The 18972-nt window shown below is 65.3% G+C and carries 16 protein-coding genes, 1 tRNA gene and 1 pseudogene; 6 read left to right on the top strand and 12 right to left on the bottom strand.

What is annotated here, in order from left to right; translation table 11 throughout:
* Position 1: 1 nt before the first annotated feature.
* From infB to ABD05_RS13250, 7 genes are all read right to left on the bottom strand, one after another.
* On the bottom strand, positions 2–2941 hold the full coding sequence (infB, locus tag ABD05_RS13280) for a translation initiation factor IF-2 (protein WP_047900520.1): 2940 nt from the start codon (positions 2939–2941) through the stop codon (positions 2–4).
* A 91-nt stretch (positions 2942–3032) separates the two neighbouring features.
* Positions 3033–4508 carry a transcription termination factor NusA gene (gene nusA / locus ABD05_RS13275; RefSeq protein WP_047900519.1) on the bottom strand — a complete coding sequence of 492 codons (1476 nt, stop codon included), beginning with the start codon at positions 4506–4508 and terminating at the stop codon, positions 3033–3035.
* Complete coding sequence (gene rimP / locus ABD05_RS13270) at positions 4508–4966, bottom strand: ribosome maturation factor RimP (protein WP_011351796.1); 459 nt, start codon at positions 4964–4966, stop codon at positions 4508–4510. Before rimP ends, nusA begins: the two co-directional genes overlap by 1 nt.
* A 459-nt stretch (positions 4967–5425) precedes the next feature.
* Positions 5426–7192 carry a 23S rRNA pseudouridine(2605) synthase RluB gene (rluB, locus tag ABD05_RS13265; protein ID WP_047900518.1) on the bottom strand — a complete coding sequence of 589 codons (1767 nt, stop codon included), beginning with the start codon at positions 7190–7192 and terminating at the stop codon, positions 5426–5428.
* Between the two features lie 60 nt (positions 7193–7252).
* Positions 7253–8284 carry an SMC-Scp complex subunit ScpB gene (gene scpB, locus ABD05_RS13260; protein WP_047900517.1) on the bottom strand — a complete coding sequence of 344 codons (1032 nt, stop codon included), beginning with the start codon at positions 8282–8284 and terminating at the stop codon, positions 7253–7255.
* A 272-nt stretch (positions 8285–8556) separates the two neighbouring features.
* A complete protein-coding gene (locus ABD05_RS13255) occupies positions 8557–9759 on the bottom strand; it encodes a pyridoxal phosphate-dependent aminotransferase (protein ID WP_047900516.1) in 1203 nt (400 codons plus the stop codon).
* A 75-nt stretch (positions 9760–9834) separates the two neighbouring features.
* Positions 9835–10737: a LysR family transcriptional regulator gene (locus tag ABD05_RS13250; RefSeq protein ID WP_047900515.1), complete on the bottom strand. Its 903-nt coding sequence runs from the start codon at positions 10735–10737 to the stop codon at positions 9835–9837.
* 431 nt (positions 10738–11168) lie between these two features.
* On the opposite strand from ABD05_RS13250, the pseudogene ABD05_RS13245 reads away from it, so the two are divergent.
* Together ABD05_RS13245 and ABD05_RS38905 are read left to right on the top strand one after the other, a co-directional pair.
* Positions 11169–11564, top strand: a pseudogene (locus tag ABD05_RS13245) (transposase); the annotation flags it as partial.
* 202 nt (positions 11565–11766) lie between these two features.
* Positions 11767–12018, top strand: a complete 252-nt coding sequence (locus ABD05_RS38905) for a hypothetical protein (RefSeq protein ID WP_047900514.1) — start codon at positions 11767–11769, stop codon at positions 12016–12018.
* Positions 12019–12213: 195 nt separating this feature from the next.
* Here ABD05_RS38905 and ABD05_RS13235 read toward each other — a convergent pair whose 3' ends face one another.
* Positions 12214–12531, bottom strand: coding sequence for a hypothetical protein (locus ABD05_RS13235; RefSeq protein ID WP_006495354.1), 318 nt, complete (start codon positions 12529–12531; stop codon positions 12214–12216).
* A gap of 157 nt (positions 12532–12688) precedes the next feature.
* Here ABD05_RS13235 and ABD05_RS13230 point away from each other — a divergent pair, with 157 nt between their 5' ends.
* The 3 genes from ABD05_RS13230 (at position 12689) to ABD05_RS13220 (ending at position 14297) form a co-directional block, all read left to right on the top strand.
* Complete coding sequence (locus ABD05_RS13230; RefSeq protein WP_047900513.1) at positions 12689–13405, top strand: YdcF family protein; 717 nt, start codon at positions 12689–12691, stop codon at positions 13403–13405.
* A gap of 219 nt (positions 13406–13624) precedes the next feature.
* Positions 13625–13903, top strand: a complete 279-nt coding sequence (locus tag ABD05_RS13225; protein WP_011351789.1) for a hypothetical protein — start codon at positions 13625–13627, stop codon at positions 13901–13903.
* Between the two features lie 136 nt (positions 13904–14039).
* On the top strand, positions 14040–14297 hold the full coding sequence (locus ABD05_RS13220; RefSeq protein WP_034184019.1) for a hypothetical protein: 258 nt from the start codon (positions 14040–14042) through the stop codon (positions 14295–14297).
* A 41-nt stretch (positions 14298–14338) separates the two neighbouring features.
* Here ABD05_RS13220 and ABD05_RS13215 read toward each other — a convergent pair whose 3' ends face one another.
* The 4 genes from ABD05_RS13215 to ABD05_RS13200 all read right to left on the bottom strand — a co-directional run bounded on the left by ABD05_RS13215 (position 14339) and on the right by ABD05_RS13200 (position 17467).
* Positions 14339–14629, bottom strand: coding sequence for a putative quinol monooxygenase (locus ABD05_RS13215; RefSeq protein WP_047900512.1), 291 nt, complete (start codon positions 14627–14629; stop codon positions 14339–14341).
* A gap of 538 nt (positions 14630–15167) precedes the next feature.
* Positions 15168–16376, bottom strand: a complete 1209-nt coding sequence (gene bamC, locus ABD05_RS13210) for an outer membrane protein assembly factor BamC (RefSeq protein ID WP_047900511.1) — start codon at positions 16374–16376, stop codon at positions 15168–15170.
* 140 nt (positions 16377–16516) lie between these two features.
* Positions 16517–16593, bottom strand: a tRNA-Pro gene (locus tag ABD05_RS13205).
* A 160-nt stretch (positions 16594–16753) separates the two neighbouring features.
* Positions 16754–17467, bottom strand: coding sequence for a class I SAM-dependent methyltransferase (locus ABD05_RS13200; protein ID WP_047900510.1), 714 nt, complete (start codon positions 17465–17467; stop codon positions 16754–16756).
* Between the two features lie 332 nt (positions 17468–17799).
* On the opposite strand from ABD05_RS13200, the gene ABD05_RS13195 reads away from it, so the two are divergent.
* Positions 17800–18678, top strand: coding sequence for a tyrosine-protein phosphatase (locus ABD05_RS13195; protein ID WP_047900509.1), 879 nt, complete (start codon positions 17800–17802; stop codon positions 18676–18678).
* Positions 18679–18972: the final 294 nt, after the last annotated feature.

Raw genomic sequence — 18972 nt, 5'->3', positions numbered from 1 at the left:
ATTACAGCGTACGCGCGACTTCGGTCACTTCGAAGACTTCGAACTGGTCGCCTTCCACGATGTCGTTGAAGTTCTTCACCGACATGCCGCACTCGAAGCCTTGCTTGACTTCCTTCACGTCGTCCTTGAAGCGCTTCAGCGATTCGAGCTCGCCCGTGAAGATCACGACGTTGTTGCGCAGCACGCGAACCGACGACGAGCGCTTGACGATACCGTCCGTGACCATACAGCCTGCGACCGCGCCGATCTTCGGCACCTTGAACACCTGGCGCACCTCGACCGTACCGGTAATGACTTCGCGCTTCTCCGGCGCCAGCATGCCCGACATCGCCGCCTTCACCTCATCCACTGCGTCATAGATGATGTTGTAGTAGCGGATATCGACACCATTGGCTTCCGCGAGCTTGCGCGCCTGCGCATCCGCACGCGTGTTGAAGCCGATGATGACTGCCTTCGATGCCGTTGCAAGGTTGACGTCGTTTTCGCTGATGCCACCCACCGCGCCGTGCACGATCTGCACGCGCACTTCGTCGGTCGACAGCTTGAGCAGCGACTGCACGAGTGCTTCCTGCGAACCCTGCACGTCGGCCTTGACGATAAGCGGCAGGTTCTGAACTTCGCCTTCGCCCATCTGCTCGAGCATGCTTTCCAGCTTCGCGGCCTGCTGCTTCGCGAGCTTCACGTCACGGAACTTGCCCTGACGGAACAGCGCGATTTCACGTGCCTTGCGCTCGTCCGGCAGCACGATCACTTCCTCGCCCGCGCCCGGCACTTCCGACAGACCCTGGATTTCGACCGGGATCGACGGGCCGGCTTCCTTCGTCGGCTTGCCGTTCTCGTCGAGCATCGCGCGCACGCGGCCGTAGGCCGAGCCCGCGAGCACGATGTCACCACGATTCAGCGTACCGGACTGCACGAGGATCGTCGCGACCGGGCCCTTGCCCTTGTCGAGCTTCGCTTCGATCACGATGCCCTTGGCCGGTGCTTCGACCGGTGCCTTCAGTTCCAGCACTTCGGCCTGCAGCAGCACGTTCTCGAGCAGATCGTCGATGCCCGCACCCGTCTTCGCCGACACCGGCACGAACGGCGAATCACCACCGTATTCTTCCGGCACGACGCCTTCCGTGACCAGCTCCTGCTTCACGCGATCGGGATTCGCTTCCGGCTTGTCGATCTTGTTGATCGCGACGACGATCGGCACGCCACCCGCCTTCGCGTGGGCGATAGCTTCCTTCGTCTGCGGCATCACGCCGTCGTCGGCCGCCACCACCAGCACCACAATGTCGGTCGCCTTCGCGCCGCGTGCACGCATTGCCGTGAACGCCTCGTGACCCGGCGTATCGAGGAACGTGATGACGCCGCGCGGCGTATCGACGTGATAAGCGCCGATGTGCTGCGTAATGCCGCCCGCTTCGCCCGCCGCAACCTTCGCGCGGCGAATGTGGTCGAGCAGCGAGGTCTTGCCGTGGTCGACGTGACCCATCACCGTAACGACCGGCGGACGCGGCAGCTGCTCCGCATCGGTGGTCGTTTCGCCTTCGACGAGCAGCGCTTCCGGATCGTCCAGCTTCGCGGCAACCGCGCGGTGGCCCAGTTCCTCGACGACGATCATCGCCGTTTCCTGGTCCAGCACCTGGTTGATCGTGACCATCTGGCCCATCTTCATCATCACCTTGATGACTTCGGAGGCCTTGATCGACATCTTGTGCGCGAGATCGGCAACCGACACGGTTTCCGGCACGTGCACTTCACGCACGATCGGCTCGGTCGGTGCCTGGAACGACGATGCGCTGTCCTGGTGACGGCCGCGACCCTTCGGGCCGCCGCGCCAGCCGCGGTCAACGCCGCCGCTCGAATCGCCGCGCGTCTTGATGCCGCGACGCTTCGCCGCGTCGTCCTGCCAGCCGCCCTTGCCTGCGCCCGGCTTCTTGTTGCGGTCGCCCGCGCCTGCCGGTGCCTGCGTCGTTGCCGGAGCGGCAGCGCCGGCCGGCTTCTTCACCGCCGGACGCGCCTGCGCGCCTTCCGGCTTCGCCGGCTTGTGCAGCGTGCCCTTCGCTTCAGCCGGCTTCGGCGGCTCGACCGGCTTCGGCGGCTCGACTGCCTTGACCACGGCCTTGCGCGGCGTGTTCATCATTTCGCGGATCGCGCGCGCTTCGGCCTCGGCGGCCGCACGGCGCTTGCTGATCTCTTCCTGCTCGGCGCGTGCCTTGTCCGCCGCCTCGCGGGCAGCATCCTCGGCCTTCTTCGCCGCTTCGCGCTGCGCCGCACGTTCGGCAGCCGCGCGGGCTTCGGCGGCTGCTCGCGCTTCGTCCTGCGCGGACTGCGCGCTCGGCGCTTCCGGCTCGGCCGCGGCGGCCTGCTGCGCTGCCACCTGCTGCTGCGCCGCAGCGGCTTCGGCCGCGGCACGCTTCGCCGCAGCTTCTTCCTCGGCGCGACGGCGCTCGGCTTCAGCCGCTTCCTCGCGGGCGCGGCGCTCGGCTTCCTCGCGTTCGAGGCGCTCCTGGCGCTCGCGCAGTTCCTGCGCCTGCTTCTCGAGCAGCTCGGCCTCGCGGCGCGCTTCTTCCTCGCGACGCTTCAGTTCTGCATCGTCGTCCGCTTCGGCGACCTGCGCCTGACCCTGTTCCGCACCATCGCTCACGTCGTCGCGCTTGACGAACGTGCGCTTCTTGCGGACCTCGACCTGAATGGTGCGAGCCTTGCCCGTCGCGTCAGATTGCTTGATCTCCGACGTATGCTTGCGGGTCAGCGTGATCTTGCGCTTGTCGCCGTCGGTTGCGCCGTGCGACTTGCGCAAATGATCGAGCAGACGCGCCTTGTCCGCTTCGGACAGCGCATCGTCTTCACTCGCTTTCTGGACGCCCGCTGCCTGCAGCTGTTCGAGCAGCACACCAGCAGGCATTTTCAGTTCCGCGGCAAATTGGGCTACGTTGTTACTCGCCATTCATTCCTCTTAGTGCAAGGACCGATTCCTTGCGGTTAGCATCGGGTCAGGCCATACGGCCGCCATCAAATCAGTGCGCCATGGTCATTTCTCACTGGAACCAGTGTTCACGTGCTTTCATGATCAACGCCTTAGCGGCATCCTCTTCCATCCCGGTCAGGTCGACCAGTTCATCCACTGCAAGCTCGGCGAGATCGTCTCGCGTCTGCACACCGTGTTCGGCCAGCTTCGCGAGCAACTCCGGCGTGATGCCGTCGAGGCTCTTCAGATCCAGCGCTGCGTTCTCGACCTTTTCTTCGTTCGCGATGGCCATCGTCAACAGCGCATCGCGTGCGCGGTTGCGCAGCTCGTGCACGGTGTCCTCGTCGAACGCCTCGATTTCGAGCATTTCGTTGAGCGGCACGTAAGCGATCTCTTCGAGGCTCGTGAAGCCTTCGTCGATCAGGATGTCGGCAACTTCTTCGTCGACGTCGAGACGCGCCATGAACAGCGAACGCAGCCGGTCGCGCTCTTCACCCTGCTTCAGGGCGGATTCGTCCGGCGTCATGATGTTGATCTGCCAGCCGGTCAGTTCGCCGGCAAGGCGAACGTTCTGACCGCTGCGGCCGATCGCGACAGCCAGCTCGTTCTCGTCGACGACGACGTCCATCGAGTGCTTTTCTTCATCGACGACGATCGACTGGACTGCGGCCGGCGCGAGCGCGCCGATCACGAACTGGGCGGGATCCTCCGACCATAGCACGATGTCGATGTTTTCGCCACCGAGCTCGTTGCGCACGGCCTGCACGCGCGAGCCGCGAATGCCGACACAGGTGCCGATCGGATCGATCCGCTTGTCGTACGCGATGACGCCGATCTTCGCGCGCACGCCCGGGTCGCGGGCTGCCGCCTTGATCTCGAGCAGGCCCTGCTCGATTTCCGGCACTTCCATCTCGAACAACTTCATCAGGAACTCGGGCGCCGTGCGCGACAGCTCGATCTGCGGGCCGCGCGCGGTGCGATCGACCTTCGCGATGTACGCGCGCACGCGGTCGCCCACGCGCAGGTTTTCCTTCGGAATCAGTTGGTCGCGGCGCAGCAGCGCCTCGACACGCCCCGATTCGACGATGAAGTTGCCCTTGTCGAGGCGCTTCACCGTACCCGTCATGATCTTTTCGCCGCGCTCGAGGTAGTCGTTCAGGATCTGCTCGCGCTCCGCGTCGCGCACCTTCTGCAGGATCACCTGCTTCGCGGCCTGCGCGCCGATGCGGCCGAACTCGATCGACGGAACGGGTTCCTCGACATATTCGCCGACTTCGACGTCGGGCTTCTGCTCACGTGCTTCAAACAGCAGGATCTCGCGATCCGGCTCCTGCAAGCCAGCCTCATCGGGCACGACGAGCCAGCGACGGAAGGTTTCGTGCTCGCCGCTTTCGCGATCGATATGGACGCGGATTTCGGCGCCTTCGTCGAACAGCTTCTTGGAAGCGGACGCGAGCGCAGCCTCGAGGGCGCCCAGCACCACATCCTTGTCGACGTTTTTCTCGCGCGCCAGCGCATCCACCAGCATCAACACTTCGCGACTCATTATTTGCGGCTCCTAAAGTCAACTTGCGGAATCAGGCGGGCTTTATCGATATCGGCCAGCGTGAAATCCAGCATGGCTGCCTCGCCCTTCTTCCCCTCAAATTCCAAACCGATCGTTTCGCCATTCGGCGCGTGCAGAATGCCCCGGTACGTCTTGCGCCCGTCCAGCGGCTTTTTCAAGGTCACGGAAACTTCGCTGCCGGCGAAGCGCTCGAAGTCGGCCAGCTTCTTCAACGGGCGGTCGAGCCCCGGGGACGAGACTTCGAGCCGTTCGTAATCGATGTTTTCGACCGTCAAGACGTGCTGGAGCTGACGCGTGACCTTTTCGCAATCTTCGAGCGAGATGCCGGCAGGCTGATCGATATAGATGCAAAGCATGCCGCGCCCGGTGCGCTCGAGATCCACCAGCTCGTAGCCGAGCCCGGTGACCGTGGTTTCTATCAGTTCCGTCAGTTGCACAGTGTCCTCTCAGGTGTTCGCGCCCGCCGCTCGCGATTACACCCGCGGGCGCGCGCCTTAGCCGGCGCAGGAAGCGCTACCCGAGATGCCTAACCGTTTCAGCAAAAAAAAATGGGCGGAACGCCCATCTTCTTACTGGTGGTCGCACCTGAGCCGCACATTGAATCCGTACGCCCAGCGACTCCGCGATTATAGCGATTTTTGGCGCAAACGCCAAGCCAGCCGGTAAAAGCAGCGTATCGACTGCTTTTACGGACCGAAAATGCGAAATCGGGCTGCCGGATCAACCGGCGCAATCCTGCCGCGCCGGAAATCGGCCATGCCGGCGGCCATCCAGCGGCACGCGGCATATATATACAGTCGAAAGCAATCAACGCAATGCGTCGTGCCGACAAAAAGCGGACGGATGCCGATTCTGCCGGCACGCCGGCGGCCTTGCGCCGCCGCGTGCCCGCACGCTCAGCGGCTGCGCGTGCGACTGCGTTGCGGACGCTGGCCGCCACGCGGGCCGCCGCTGTTGCCGCCGCCTTCGGGACGATTGCCGTTCGGATTACGATTGCCGCCCTTGGCACCACCGCGCTTGGCGCCCGCGCTCTCGCGCTTGGGGCCTGCGCCGTATGACGCGCGGTTGCCATCGACATCACGGCCGCCGCCAGCGCGGTTCCCATCTCGGCCGCCGCCGCCCGAGCGGTTGCCATCGCGGGCGCCGCCAGCACGGTTGCCATAGCCCGACGGCGCGACCGGCAGGCTACCGTAGCCGCTCAGGCCCGGCAGGCCCGGCCCGCCGCGACGGCCACCGCCGCGACGCGGCTGGTCGAGCTGCCCGTGCGTCGTCAGCACCGGCTCGCGACTGATGAAGCCCATCGACGTCTGCATCGGATCGGGCTGGCGACGCTCGGCCTGGTCGGCACCGCCGCGCTTGCCCTTCTCCTCGGACGGCGCCTTCAGGCCGACCGTCGCCATCAGCTTGCGCACCTGCGCATCGTCGAGCTCCTCCCAGCGGCCGCGCTTCAGGCCGCGAGGCAGCGGGATCGGGCCGTGACGCGTACGGATCAGCCGGCTCACCATCAGGCCGGCCGCCTCGAACATCCGGCGCACTTCGCGGTTGCGGCCTTCGGCCAGCGCGACGTGATACCAGTGATTCGTGCCTTCGCCACCGCCGTCGCGGATACGCAGGAAGTTAGCCGGACCGTCATCCAGCTCGACGCCGTGCAGCAGCTTTTGCCGGTTGCCTTCAGTGAGCTCGCCGACCACCCGCACCGCGTACTCGCGCTCCACGCTGTAGCGCGGATGCATGAAGCGGTTCGCGAGGTCACCCGAAGTCGTCAGCATCAGCAGGCCTTCGGTATTGAAGTCAAGGCGACCCACCGCAAGCCATTTCGCCGTCTTCATCGGCGGCAGGCGATCGAACACCGACGGACGTCCTTCCGGATCCGCGTGACTGACGATTTCACCCGTCGGCTTGTGGTACAGCAGCACGCGCGGCGGCTTGTTCGGCAGCTTGCGCTTGACCGGCTTGCCATTGATCCGCACCTGGTCGGTCGGCATGATGCGCTGGCCGATGTGCGCGGGCTCGCCGTTCACCGACACGCGGCCGGCGACGATCAGCTCTTCCATTTCGCGGCGCGAGCCCATGCCCGCTTCCGCCAGCACCTTGTGCAGCTTCGGTGCGTCGTCGTCCGGCGACAGCACGCGCTTGCTCGCCGGCTGGCTGCGGCCGCGACGCAGCATCGGCGCACGCACGCCGCTGCCCCCCGCGGAGTTGTCCGCGTCGAATGCGGGCGACGTCACGTATGCGAACAGTTCGTCCTGGGACGCATCGCCTTCCGCCTTCGCCGGACCGCCTTCAGCCTTCGGCGCGCCGCCACGGCGGCCTTGGCCGCCCTGCGCACCCTGGGCGGCGCCCTTGGCCGCGCCTTCGCGCTTGCCGGCCGGCTTGCGGCCGCCCTTGGCCGCACCTTCCTTGCGCGGCGCGCGCGCGGGCTGCGCTTCGGCGGCCTCGGCCGGCTGCGCGTCCGCGCCCTCACCGCCCTGCGACTCGCCTTCGGCGCCCTTCGACTTGGCCGCCGCGCGACGCCGCGCGATCAGGCTGCGCGGGCCTCGCCGCAGACCGCGGCGGGGACGCTCGTCGCCACCCTCGGCCGAAGCATCCTGCTCCGGTGCATCGTCGGCACGCGCTGCCTGCACGGCAGGCGCGGACGATTCAATATCGTGGATATCTGTCAAAACAACCTCAAAATGTCAGGTCTCGCGCCCGGCGCGGGCGCGGCAAGAAGTTGGCCGCGTTCAGGCGCGACGCTGTTCGGGTTCTGCTTCGTCGTCCGGCAGCGCGTCGGCGCCGATGGGCGCACTGGCGCTTCGTACGGCATCGGCGAGACTGTCGGACGTGTCGTCCAGCATCTCGCCGTCCGCGGGACGGGAACGGAAGGCGTCGGCCTGGCCAGCCTCGCCGGGCATGTCGCCGGCCGCTTCCGCTCCGTCTCCGGCAGCCACTTCGGCGGCCGGCTTGCGATCTTCCTCGCTCCAATCCGCGCGCAGCGGCTCGGGCTGCACATTGGTCGGCACTGCTTCGGCACCAACCTGTTCCGTTTGCTCCGCTTGCCCGAGATCACCATCGAGCGTAGCGCGGTTCGGCATTTCCTGCATCGACGCGGCATCGCCCGGCAATCCGGCGGATGCTTCATCCGCGTGCGCTTGCAGCACGTCAGCCGCTGCGTCGCCGGCTTGCGGCGCGTCGTCGGCAACCGGTACGTCGCCGTCGAAGTCCATTGCCTGCTGCGCAAGCAGCGCGGCCTCGATGTTCGCGGCCGGCTCTTCGAGCGCGGGCAGGTCGTCGAGCGCCTTCAGGCCGAGATCGTCGAGGAACTGCTTGGTCGTCGCATACAGCGCCGGACGTCCCGGCACGTCACGATGACCGATCACTTCGATCCAGCTGCGATCCTCGAGCTGCTTGACCACCTGCGTATTGACCGTGACGCCGCGAATCTCTTCGATGTCGCCGCGCGTGACCGGCTGCCTGTACGCGATGATCGCGAGCGTTTCGAGCACCGCGCGCGAATATTTCGGCGGCTTCTCGGGATGCAGGCGATCCAGATAGTGACGCATCGCCGGCTTGCTCTGGAAGCGCCATCCGGTCGCCAGCGCCACCAGTTCGACGCCGCGGCCGGACCAATCCTGTTTCAGATCTTCGAGCAACGTGCGGACCGTGTCAGCCGACACGCCGTCGGCAAAGAGCTTGCGCAAATCGCCGAGCTTCAGCGGTTCCTGCGCGCAGATCAAAGCAGTCTCGAGGACGATCTTCGCCTCTTGGGTATTCATGCAGCTAGGCCAGACCCTGTGGTCAAACGAACCGGATCAACAAACAGACGAAAGGAACGGAAGACGCGCTCGCCCGATTCTGATCGGTCATATTGATGGGAGCACGAACCGGGGGCGGCGAACCAACTTCAGGCCAGGCCCAAACCGGACGGAACAGCACGGCTCAACGACGGAACCGCGTGACTGAGCGCCATATTACGCAAAATTGCCCGGTGCGTAAAGATGAGCAGATTGGCTCGCCGCCAGTACGCCGCGCCCGCTCCGACCCCGCTTCAGCTGGCGGCCGCGCCGTGCGCGAGAAACCGGCGCAGCCGCTCGACGCCCGCGTCGAGTCGCGCCGGATCGCATGCGTAGCACCAGCGCACGAATCCTTCCCCCTCCGGGCCGAATGCCCGCCCGGGCGCAAGCCCGAGCCCCGCGTCGCGCACCAGTGTCTTGCAGAACGCGAGACTGTCGGCCGCGCCCGGCAATCGCAGGAACAGGTACATCGCGCCCGGCGGGGGCGGCACTTCGACGCCCGGCAGCGTCCGCAGCGCGGCGACCAGGTGATCGCGCGCGTCGCGCAGCGCCGCGACGAACGACTGCACGAACGGTTCGCCGTCGCGCAGCGCGACTTCGCCCGCGGCCTGCACGAAGCCCGGTGCACACGACGTGTTGTATTCGACGAGCTTCGACAGGTCGCCCATCACCGATGCCGGCGCAACGAGCCACCCCAGCCGCCAGCCCGTCATCGCCCATGCCTTCGAGAACGAATTCACGACAACGACCCGCTCGTCTCGCGAGGCGATATCGAGGAACGACGGCGCGCCGCCCTCGCCGAACGCGAGCCGTTCGTACACCTCGTCGGCTACCAGCCAGATGCCGTGACGGCGGCAATGGGCCAGCACGGCCTGCTGATCCTCGCGCGACATCGTCCAGCCGGTCGGATTGTTCGGCGAGTTGACCAGCAGCATCCGCGTATCGGGCGTCAGCGCGGCAAGCAGCCGATCGACATCGAGCCGCCAGCCCGCGTCGCCATAACCGAGCGGCACGCATTCGACCTGCGCGCCGAGGATTTTCGGAATCTCGACGAGATTCGGCCAGAGCGGCGTGACCGCGACGACGCGCTCGCCCGGGCCGACCAGCATCTGCGCGGCCAGCATCAGCGCGTTCACGCCCGAACTCGTCACGGCCACCGTGTCGGCCGCCGTCGCGCCGTGACGCGCGCTCACGTAAGCCGCAATCGCATCGCGCAGCGGCGCAGTGCCGAGGTTGTGCGTGTAGAAGGTCGCACCATCGCGCAGCGCCGCCGTTGCGCCATCGCGGATGAAATCCGGTGTCACGCGGTCCGACTCGCCGAACCAGAACGGCAGCATGTCCGGCACGCCGAAGCCGGCGTTCGCCACCTCCCGGATCAGCGACGGCCGCAGCGCGTGCACCGCGGCGCGCGCCGCCGGCTCGCCGGTCGTCAGGGAAAAATCCGAGGAATGCACCATCGAGAACCACCGTCGAGGAACACGATCCGCGTAGTGTACCGACCCGCAAGCCGGGCTGTCGCGCGTCCGCGCGCGTCAGTCGAGGTCTTCCGCCCTCGCCGGCATCTGCCGCACCAGTTCCCAGATCGCCTGCGCCGCAGGCGACAACGACCTGTCGCGGCGGCGCACCAGTTCGACCGTGCGCTCGGTACGCGGCGTGAGCGGCCGCGCGACGAGCGTCGAGCCGGCCGGCAGCGGCAACGACAGCCACGGCTGCACGCTTACGCCGACGCCGGCCTCGACGAGCCCGAATACGGTCGCCGAATGCCCGAGCTCCTGCATGACCGTCGCGTTGACGTGGTGGGCGGCCAGCGCGGCATCGATCAGCGGCCGGCTGCCCGACGCATGATCGAGGAGCACGAGGCGCTCGCCGTCCAGCGCCGTCCACGGCACCTCGGCACGCGCCGCGAGCGGATGGTCGGCACGCGCGACGAGGCAGAACGAATCGGTCATCAACGGCTCGCAGACGAGATCGGCGACCGTAAGCGGCCCGATCACGACGCCGAAATCGACCTCGCTCGACTTCACCTTGCGCAACACGTCACTCTGCACGTCGTCGCGCAGGCCGAGCGTCACGAACGGGAACTGGCGCTCGCACGATGCAACCACGCGCGGCATCAGCCTGCAGGCGATCGTCGGGCTCGCCGCGACGATCACCCGCCCGCGGCGCTGCTCGCCGATCTCGCGAATCTCGCGCAGCGTATCGTCGAGATCGTCGATCAGACGCGACACGCTCGCGATCAGGTTCGCGCCGACGTCGGTCAGTTGCACGTCGCGCGTCGTGCGGTCGATCAGCTTCAGCCCGAGCTCGGCCTCGAGCTCGCGCACGCAGCGGCTGACCGCGGACTGCGTGAGCCCTATCTCGTCACCCGCGCGACTGAAGCTCTTGAGCCGCGCTACCTCGATGAATACGCGAAGCTGGCGCAGCGTGACGTTCATCTCCTGACCTCATCAATCGTCGATATCGATGCGCGATTTTAATGCACGAATCCGGCTTCGATGTGCGAATGCGGCACCGGCCGGTCATGTTTCGCTGCGGTGCAATACACACGCATACGCACGCAGCACGGGCGAACTGCACAAGATTGGTGATTGTCCCGATTTGCTGGCGGGTTATTTTGGCGTCTTATACGCCCCTAGCTGACTTAGCCGTTAGCTCGCTGCCAAGCGGCTCTCGAGGGATTCGCCTCCGACGTGGCACGCTTCGTGCATAACCTGGCGCACAGGGCGTAGGTTTCGTCGGATGGAAAGGCAGAAACGCCGCTGCCGGCCAACCGGACGCCCCCACCCGGCACTCGACGATCGAGTGCTTGAAGAGTGCGCGGCGCAGGGCAGCGCACCGGAGTTAGCTTCGCTGAGGTGAGGACATGATGCTGTTCGACGATTTGAGAGATAACGAGTGGGCGCTGGTCGAGGGTCTGTTTTGCTCGGAACCCGCACGGAGTGAACGGCGCGGCCGTCCCCGCGTGGAAGCCCGGTCGGTGGTGAACGCCGTGTTGTGGGTGCTGTCGACGGGTGAAGGCTGGTCGAAGCTGCCGGGCCGCTATCCGTCACCGCCGACCTGCCGCCGTCGCTTCGACGAATGGCAGGCGGACGGCACGCTCGCCGAAATCGTGAAGCGACTCGGCACGAGCGGCCGGCAGATCTCGCTGCGCGGGCGCATCGGCGCGAGCGCCGCGAAGCCGCCCGCACCGCCGAGCCGCGACCGGTTGCGCGGCGCCTTCTGGACCAATCCGGAATCCTGGCGCGCGCCCGTCAAGATGGCGTAACGAATGCTCGATCGGGCGGCTTCGGCCGCCCGGTTTCTTTCTGCGACGCGACCTTTTCGCGACGCCTGCGTTGCCGTCGATTACCGCTGTCGTGCCGCGATACATCTATTTACCAATATTTACAGCAAGCCTGCACTCCCGCGCTTACCTTAGCGATATATCAACAGGCCGCATCGACGGCTTGAAGGGAGCCCCCGCCATGAAACCAATGTCACTGCTCGTCGCATGCGGCATTGTCATTTCCCTGGCGCTGACCGCTCCAGCTCACGCCGACGATCGCACGAAACCGCCCCATCGCCAGCAGGATCACGGCAACACCCTCCGCCAGCCGCCGCCTGCCGCCCAGTCCGGCCGGCAAACCGTGCCGCGCGGCGACCTGCGCGGCGACATCGCCAGCAATGCGCGTGCGCGCATCGGCTCGCAGCCGTCCGACATGCCGCGTCATCCGTAGTCCCGCCAATATCAGGATTTCGTCAAAGAAAATGCCCGCTTTCGGGAACTGCGCCGCATGCGGCGAGTCACATCGTTGCCATGAGCACAGCGTGGCAACAGCAAAAGTATCCGGTACGCCCGTATCCTCGCGATACGGGCTTTTTTTTGGCATCGCCGGCTCGCGCGGCGACCCACCAGGCGGGATGGCCCGCCGCTACAGGCGGCTTTCGAGAATCGCCACGGCGCTCGCTTCGCTCAATGCGTAGTCGTCCATGCGGCGATCGGTCCAGGAAAGTAATTTCTCGTCGCGCTCGAGGCGGGAAAATTCGGCTCGACCGCTGTCGGTCAGCACCGCGATATCCACCGGCGCGTGGAAACCCGGTGCGGGGGCGACGGTCTTCTGCCTGACCGTGTCCATCAGCCCGAGCGAACGGAGATACTCGAACACGCCCGGGCGGCGTGCCCACGGTACCTGGCGGTACTGCACTCGTCTCAATGCGTCGAGCACCGCTTCGTTGGAATACGTGGCCATCTCGATTCTTTCTTAAAGTGCAGCGACAATGCGAAGCGGCGCGCCGGGCAGGGTCTCCGCCCGCCGATACCGCCACCGATTCTGGAGGCCGACGTTCGGCGTCGCTTCAGGGCCGGATCGTCAGCCGTCCATAAAAAGACACCATACCCCAATCAAATTGATTCTGTTCGATTCATTTGTACTTCTCTTCATCTGTTTCATGCTCTGCCGCAAGCTGCGACGATTCATCTCGATCGCCGCCGTTGCGGTGTTCTGGCTGCTCGCGACAGGCTGGCTCGCCGCACCGCTGATCGCGTGGACCGAGGCAGGCGTCGTGCCGGTCGAGCACCCCACCATGCATGGGCGGACCACGCTGATTCTCATCGGCGCCGGCACGCATCGCACCGACTCCGGGCTGCAGCCGCCACCCGATGGCGTCGCGCGCATCCACAAGGTTGCGGCGCTCTATCGCGTGTGCCGGCAGCAGGCCGAACGCTGCACCGTGGTGATGTCGGGCGGCGACCCGCAGCATCACGGTGAAACCGAGGCGGCCGTATATGGACGCCGGCTCGTCGCGGAAGGCGTCGCTCCCGGCGACCTCGTTCTTGAACCGAACAGCCGCACAACCTACGAAAACGCGAAATTCACTGCGTCTATACTACGCCCACAGTATGACGACGCACGCATTCTCGTCACCTCGTCCTATCAGATGCGCCGCGCCCTGCTCGATTTCCGCCGATTCGGCATCGATCCGCAGCCCGTTTATGCGAATCGCCGGCGCGCGCAAACGGGCTGGCTGCCACGCTGGCGCAACGTGGCCAACGCCGAGCAGGCGCTGCACGAACTGGTCGGCATCGCGCAATTCCACGTCTACCGATGGCTCGGGTGGTTCTGACGGCCGCGCGGATACGGGAGCGGAATGGCAGCGCCGCCCGGGATGGCAGGCGCGTGCGAAGTGCGCGGAGTGTTGCGCGACTTCAACGCGGCCTTGCGTTGCGCCAAGATCCGGTGCACATTGATCCGTCACTTTTGTTACACTCGACACGCACTCGTTTGCAGTCGCCAGACAAAACGGCAACATTCGGGTTCATCACCACTTAGCGGAGGTAAAGCAATGAAGAAGACGTCCCTGGCTATCCTGGTAGCGATGTCGGCGCTGACTGGCGCAGCGTATGCGCAAGAGAGCACGGAAATCAAGACCATTACCGATCCGGCCAAGATCTCCGAGATCGAGCAGCGCGCACAGGCGCTGCAGCAGCAGCAAGCGGCCGAAGCCGCTCAGCCGGCGATGCAGGAAGAGCATCACCACGGCAAGAAGGCTGCTCACCACAAGGCTGCTGCGAAGAAGGCCGGCAAGAAGGCTGCCAAGGCCGCAGACGCTGCCAGCCAGTAAGTTCGGCCGCACCGCACAAGTAAAAAGCCGAATCCGGGCAACCGGGTTCGGCTTTTTTGGTTGCGGCGCCCGCGCGCTGTGCTAAAGTCGCGCACCGAAATTTTCCACCCGTGCGCACCCCGGTGCGGAGGACAGCATGAGCAACATTCAACTCGACATCGAGTGGACCGAAGCCGCCACTCGCCAGATCAAGCAACTGATGCCCCGCGGCTCGGCCGACGCGTTTCTCGCGCTGCCGCCGATCGAGTGCCTGCCGATGGAGGGCGACGTGCTTTTCCTTGGCCCGCAAGGCAAGCAGCAACCGTTCATCGTCGCCGAGCGCCAGTATCATCACGACGGCGACGCCGACTGGACGATCATCCTGATCCTCGACGTACCCGGCACGTCGCACTGACGCGCCGCTGCGACCGGACACGTCCGGTCGCCCCACCCTGCTCAGACGAGCTTCGACAGCACGCGGATTTCGGAACTTTCGATCCAGTCCGCGGCCGCTTCTCGATACGCGAGAATGTGCGCGGAACGCGCATGGGCGACCAGCGCCTCCTCGCTCTCCCAACGCTCGACGAATACGAACCGCGCGGGCTCCTTCAGGTCCCGGTGCAGGTCGTACTGCAACGCACCGACTTCGTTGCGGGTCGGCTCGACGATCCCTTCGAGCATGGTGCGCAGCTTTTCCTCGGCGCCCGGCTTCGCGACGATCAGCGCCACGACTGCAATTTCCGCCATTCCCGACTCCTTCATCCAGAAAAGTCCGAGGATACGCGAGTCACGCATCGCCCGCGCCGATGCGACACTGCACGACGGCCCCAAAAAAATAGCCCGCGCTTCGGAGAAGCGCGGGCGAAACCGTCGCCCTACGAGGATAGGCGACGGGGCCATCGAGATCCGCACGTTGGCGCGGATCGTCATCAGTTGCGCCAGCGCTTGTCGCGCCGGCATTTGAAGGCGTCGATACCGTTGATCGGGCGCTCGCAGCGCACACCCGGTATCTGACGCCAGCCTCCCTGCTCTAACGATTCCAACATATAAAGCAGGTTGCGTGCCAGGCATCGAATGCCGATCACGTCATTGATTTATAAGGATAATTTTTCCGTCGTCGACAATGTGACACGCGTTCTGCCGCCGTAACGCACGGATGTTACGTAACGTCACGAGGAGGGACCGAACCTTTCGCACATGCGCGCGCAAGCTGCTCGCAGGCGAGCGGCCATGAAAAAAGCCCGCCGAATGGCGGGCTTTTCACTGATATGGAGAAACGTCGGGATCAGCGAAGCTGATTCACGAGCAGCCCCATGATCTGGCGAGCCGGCGACGACGAGTCGATCGCGCCCGAATCGTCGACGACCGCGACGCGCGTCTGGTCCGACGTGAGCGCCTTCACGTTGACACGGTACTGCTTCGCCTGCTTTTCCTTCTTGCCGTGGAACAACTGGCTCCAGAAGCCCTGCTCGGCCGAACTCAGATCCTTCGGATCGACGTAGCGCACGAAATACAGCCCCTTCGAGCGATCGCGATCGTCGACCGTGAAGTTCGCTCGATCGAGCGCCAGACCGACGTGCAGCCACGACCGGTCGTACGGCTCGCCAAGCGTGACTTCGGACGGCACGGCCGCGTCGGCCGCATCATTGCCTTGCGCCGACGTGCGCGAGACGTTCTGCGCGGCGATCGCGGCGGCAGCCTTCGACGATGCGTCGGCGTCGGCCTTCTTGTCCTTCGGCACCGCGTTGTCCTTGATGTTCGCGATCGGCGGCTCGCCGTTCTTCGCGCGCTGCTCGTTCTGCGCGAGCACGGCCATCAGCCGCTTCAGGTATTCGGTCTCGAGCGCCGGATCGTTCGGCTTCGCCTCCCACTTGCTCGAATCGTTGTTCGAGCCGGTGATCGCCTCGCGCATCCCCTTCTGGCTGATGAACACGTAGGTGCCGCCGTTCGGCGCCGAGTCGAGACGCGTGCGGTACTTGTTGCGCTCGGCCGTCACGTACGAGTTGCCCATCGCCTTCGAGATCACGCTACGGATCAGGCCGTCGTTGATCTGCGGATGGGTTTCGTTCCAGTCGGTTTCCATCACGCCCTTGTCGCGCTGGTCGACGACGAGCAGGAAGCCCTGCTCCTGCCAGAAACGACGCACCTGCGGCCAGATGTCGGCCGGCTGCTTGCCGTCGATCACGAGCCAACTTTCGGTGCCGTCGCGCTGGATATGCATGCCGGTCACGGCCGGAGCGACGGTGTCCAGCGCAGGCGCCGCCTGCTGGACCTGCTGAAGCGCAGACAGGGAAGTCGCGCCGCCCTGGGGCGGCAGCGAACGCTGATCGGCCGTCTCGTCGAGCATGTTGGGCGGCACTGCGAGCGACGCTTCCTTCGATTTCGAATCGCTCTTGTAGTCCACTTTCGTGGGCGACGACGTACCGCAACCGGCAACGAGCGCGCCGGTGGCGAGCACTGCAGCGAACCGCATGGTAAGACGAAGATCAGTCATGTTCGGGGAATCCTCTTCCGCTAAATCACGGCGCTTTCCGTGGATCAACCTTGCATTTTACCGGGGCCGCGCCGCGATGTGCAAAAAAGCGACCGGCAAGAAAAAACCCGCGTCAGCCTAAGCCGACGCGGGTTCTTGTCTGGTCGGGGCGAGAGGATTTGAACCTCCGACCACCTGCACCCCATGCAGGTACGCTACCAGGCTGCGCTACGCCCCGAAAGAAGAAAAGTATAACAGACACTTTTCCGATTTAGAATCGGGTCGCATGCATTTTGTGCATGTTCTTGTGAAATTTTTTGGCGCAACGGCACCGCTACGGGTGGCGACGCACATCCCGGCGCAATACACGCCCCGACCACACGGTGCCCGCATCGCATTCACCGCTTGCGCGCAACGCAGATGACCGTCAGGCCAACAACGCGATTGAACCGGAACATCGGCAACTCGACGCGACAGATCGCCTTGAGCAAGCCGTTGACGAGCGGATGGTGCCGGCGCAATTGCGACGCCGGCTCGCGCGGATGCCGACGCACCCGCTCGCCCAGCCGCAGCGCTGCCGCGAGCGGAAACGTGAGGCCGAAGTAATAGGCGCCGCGCTCGACGTCGAGCCCTGCACGACGAACCACATCCTCGAGACCGCCGAGCGTATACCTGCGTTTGTGCTCGAGAAAATCGTCATGGCCGCTCCAGAGGAACTGGAACGCGGGAACCGTGATCAGGAACCGGCTGCCCGGAGGCGCTCCCTTCACGTACTGCGTCAGCAGCCCGACATCGTCGTCGACATGCTCGAGCACGTCCATCAGCAGAACGAGATCGGCATCGAATCGCTCGACGGACCGCCGGAAGTGGATGGGCTTGCCGGCCGTCTCCTCATCGGTATCGTCGGCGTAGCTCGTATCGACGCACCACGCTTCCGTCGCCTGCGTGCGTTCGAGCAAGTGCTTCGAGAAGAAACCGGAGCCTGCACCGACGTCGAGTATCCGGTTCGCACCCGACGCGCCCAGGAACCGACGGATCGCGCTCGCCTTCGACGCGTAGTACCAGTGATTGCCCACACCCGCACCCAATACGTCGACTTCCTTCAGATCCATGACGCTTCCCCGTGATGGCCAAGTGTTTTGATCCATACAGCCATGACGCCGATCTTACCTCGCCGTCGCCATCGATCGTACTTGTCGACGCAGCACGACCCGCACCGGCAACCCGCATTCCTCCCTAATCGAAAAGGACGATGGCTGTTTCGCCGCGGATCGCTACCGTGCGGTAACCCGGCGCGAGATTGATGCGCACGGCGAACCGTCCGACTGCAAGCCGATCGATCCGGGCCGCCCCGGCTGTGCCGCGTCGCCCGCGATGCGGCAGGCGGCTCCGGTCGCCGCCGCGGTCGCGACGTCTTGTACCCGTCTCCGACACAGGGCATCGAATGCATCAGAAAAACGAAATATCCCGTCGACATTTTCTCCGGTTGGGCGCCGGCACGATAGGCATGGCACTGGGAAGCGCATCGCTCCTGTCGGCATGCGGCGGCGACTCGATTTCGGTCGCGCCGGTCACGACGCCGCGGCTGGGTTCGGCGTCGAACTTTCGCGACACGGCCGGACCCGACGGAACCGGTTATGTAGCGACCAGCGGCGCGACGATGAAGAAAGGCGTGATCTATCGCTCATCCGCGCTCGCATTGTCCGCCGACGACGTCGCGACCATCGGCACGCTGGGCATCAGGCAGGTCTGCGATCTGCGCACGCCCGCCGAGATCAAGGCGCAGCCGGATGTGCCGCTGGCCGGCGCCACCTGGCAAAACCTCAACGTGCTCGGGGCTGCCAGTATCGGCCCGATTCCGACCACCGGCGCGACCGCAACGGCATTCATGCTAAGCATGTACCGGGCGTTCGTGACATCGGACACCGCACATGCAAGCTATCACGCGCTGTTCACCGGCTTCGCCGATGCCGGCGAAAACCTGGTCTTACACTGCACGGCCGGGAAGGATCGTACCGGCTGGGCGACCGCGATTCTGCACACGATCCTCGGCCTCTCTCAGCAAACGATTTTCGCGGACTACCTGCTGACCAACGTGTATAGCGCATCCGGAATTGCCGCGTCTGTCGCCCAGGCTCAAAAAGCCGGCGGGCAAAATGCGGCAGACATGATGACCGCGCTGCAAGGCGCGCACGCCGATTATCTGCAGGCGGCATTCGATCAGGTCACCGCGTCGTACGGCTCGATGACGTCGTACATCGTGAACGGCCTGCAACTCGACCAGGCGACGCTGAACGCCATCCGGCAGCGCATGCTGGTCTGATCGGCCCTGCGGGCGGCCACGACGGTGCCGGATCGCACGCTCGTTCCGACCGCATCGGCCGCCGCATCGCGAATCCGGTAAACCCGCGCCGGCCAAGGCTGGCAGCGGGTTTGTCGGTTCGCCGGAAAATACGTTGGCGCAGGGCCCGCACAAACCAAACAGCCGTTTGATCCGGCCGCCCCGCCACGCCGAATCCGTTGTCCCGCAGCCCGCCGGCTCGCCGCGCCCGTGCGCCCGTTGTTTGGTAACGCCGCTCTAGCGCGCTATGACACACTGCACGGCATCGACGCTCGC

Source organism: Burkholderia pyrrocinia (assembly GCF_001028665.1).
Taxonomy (GTDB): Bacteria; Pseudomonadota; Gammaproteobacteria; order Burkholderiales; family Burkholderiaceae; genus Burkholderia; species Burkholderia pyrrocinia.
Note: the sequence above shows the minus strand (reverse complement) of the source record. Positions and strands in the feature narration are given on the sequence as shown.

Bases quoted from the DNA above. Each gene is read 5' to 3' on its own strand.
- infB (WP_047900520.1), bottom strand. From the start codon at position 2,941: ATGGCGAGTAACAACGTAGCCCAATTTGCCGCGGAACTGAAAATGCCT.
- nusA (WP_047900519.1), bottom strand. From the start codon at position 4,508: ATGAGTCGCGAAGTGTTGATGCTGGTGGATGCGCTGGCGCGCGAGAAA.
- scpB (WP_047900517.1), bottom strand. From the start codon at position 8,284: ATGAATACCCAAGAGGCGAAGATCGTCCTCGAGACTGCTTTGATCTGC.
- ABD05_RS13255 (WP_047900516.1), bottom strand. From the start codon at position 9,759: ATGGTGCATTCCTCGGATTTTTCCCTGACGACCGGCGAGCCGGCGGCG.
- ABD05_RS13250 (WP_047900515.1), bottom strand. From the start codon at position 10,737: ATGAACGTCACGCTGCGCCAGCTTCGCGTATTCATCGAGGTAGCGCGG.
- ABD05_RS38905 (WP_047900514.1), top strand. From the start codon at position 11,767: ATGAAACCAATGTCACTGCTCGTCGCATGCGGCATTGTCATTTCCCTG.
- ABD05_RS13235 (WP_006495354.1), bottom strand. From the start codon at position 12,531: ATGGCCACGTATTCCAACGAAGCGGTGCTCGACGCATTGAGACGAGTG.
- ABD05_RS13225 (WP_011351789.1), top strand. From the start codon at position 13,625: ATGAAGAAGACGTCCCTGGCTATCCTGGTAGCGATGTCGGCGCTGACT.
- ABD05_RS13220 (WP_034184019.1), top strand. From the start codon at position 14,040: ATGAGCAACATTCAACTCGACATCGAGTGGACCGAAGCCGCCACTCGC.
- ABD05_RS13215 (WP_047900512.1), bottom strand. From the start codon at position 14,629: ATGGCGGAAATTGCAGTCGTGGCGCTGATCGTCGCGAAGCCGGGCGCC.
- bamC (WP_047900511.1), bottom strand. From the start codon at position 16,376: ATGACTGATCTTCGTCTTACCATGCGGTTCGCTGCAGTGCTCGCCACC.
- ABD05_RS13200 (WP_047900510.1), bottom strand. From the start codon at position 17,467: ATGGATCTGAAGGAAGTCGACGTATTGGGTGCGGGTGTGGGCAATCAC.
- ABD05_RS13195 (WP_047900509.1), top strand. From the start codon at position 17,800: ATGCATCAGAAAAACGAAATATCCCGTCGACATTTTCTCCGGTTGGGC.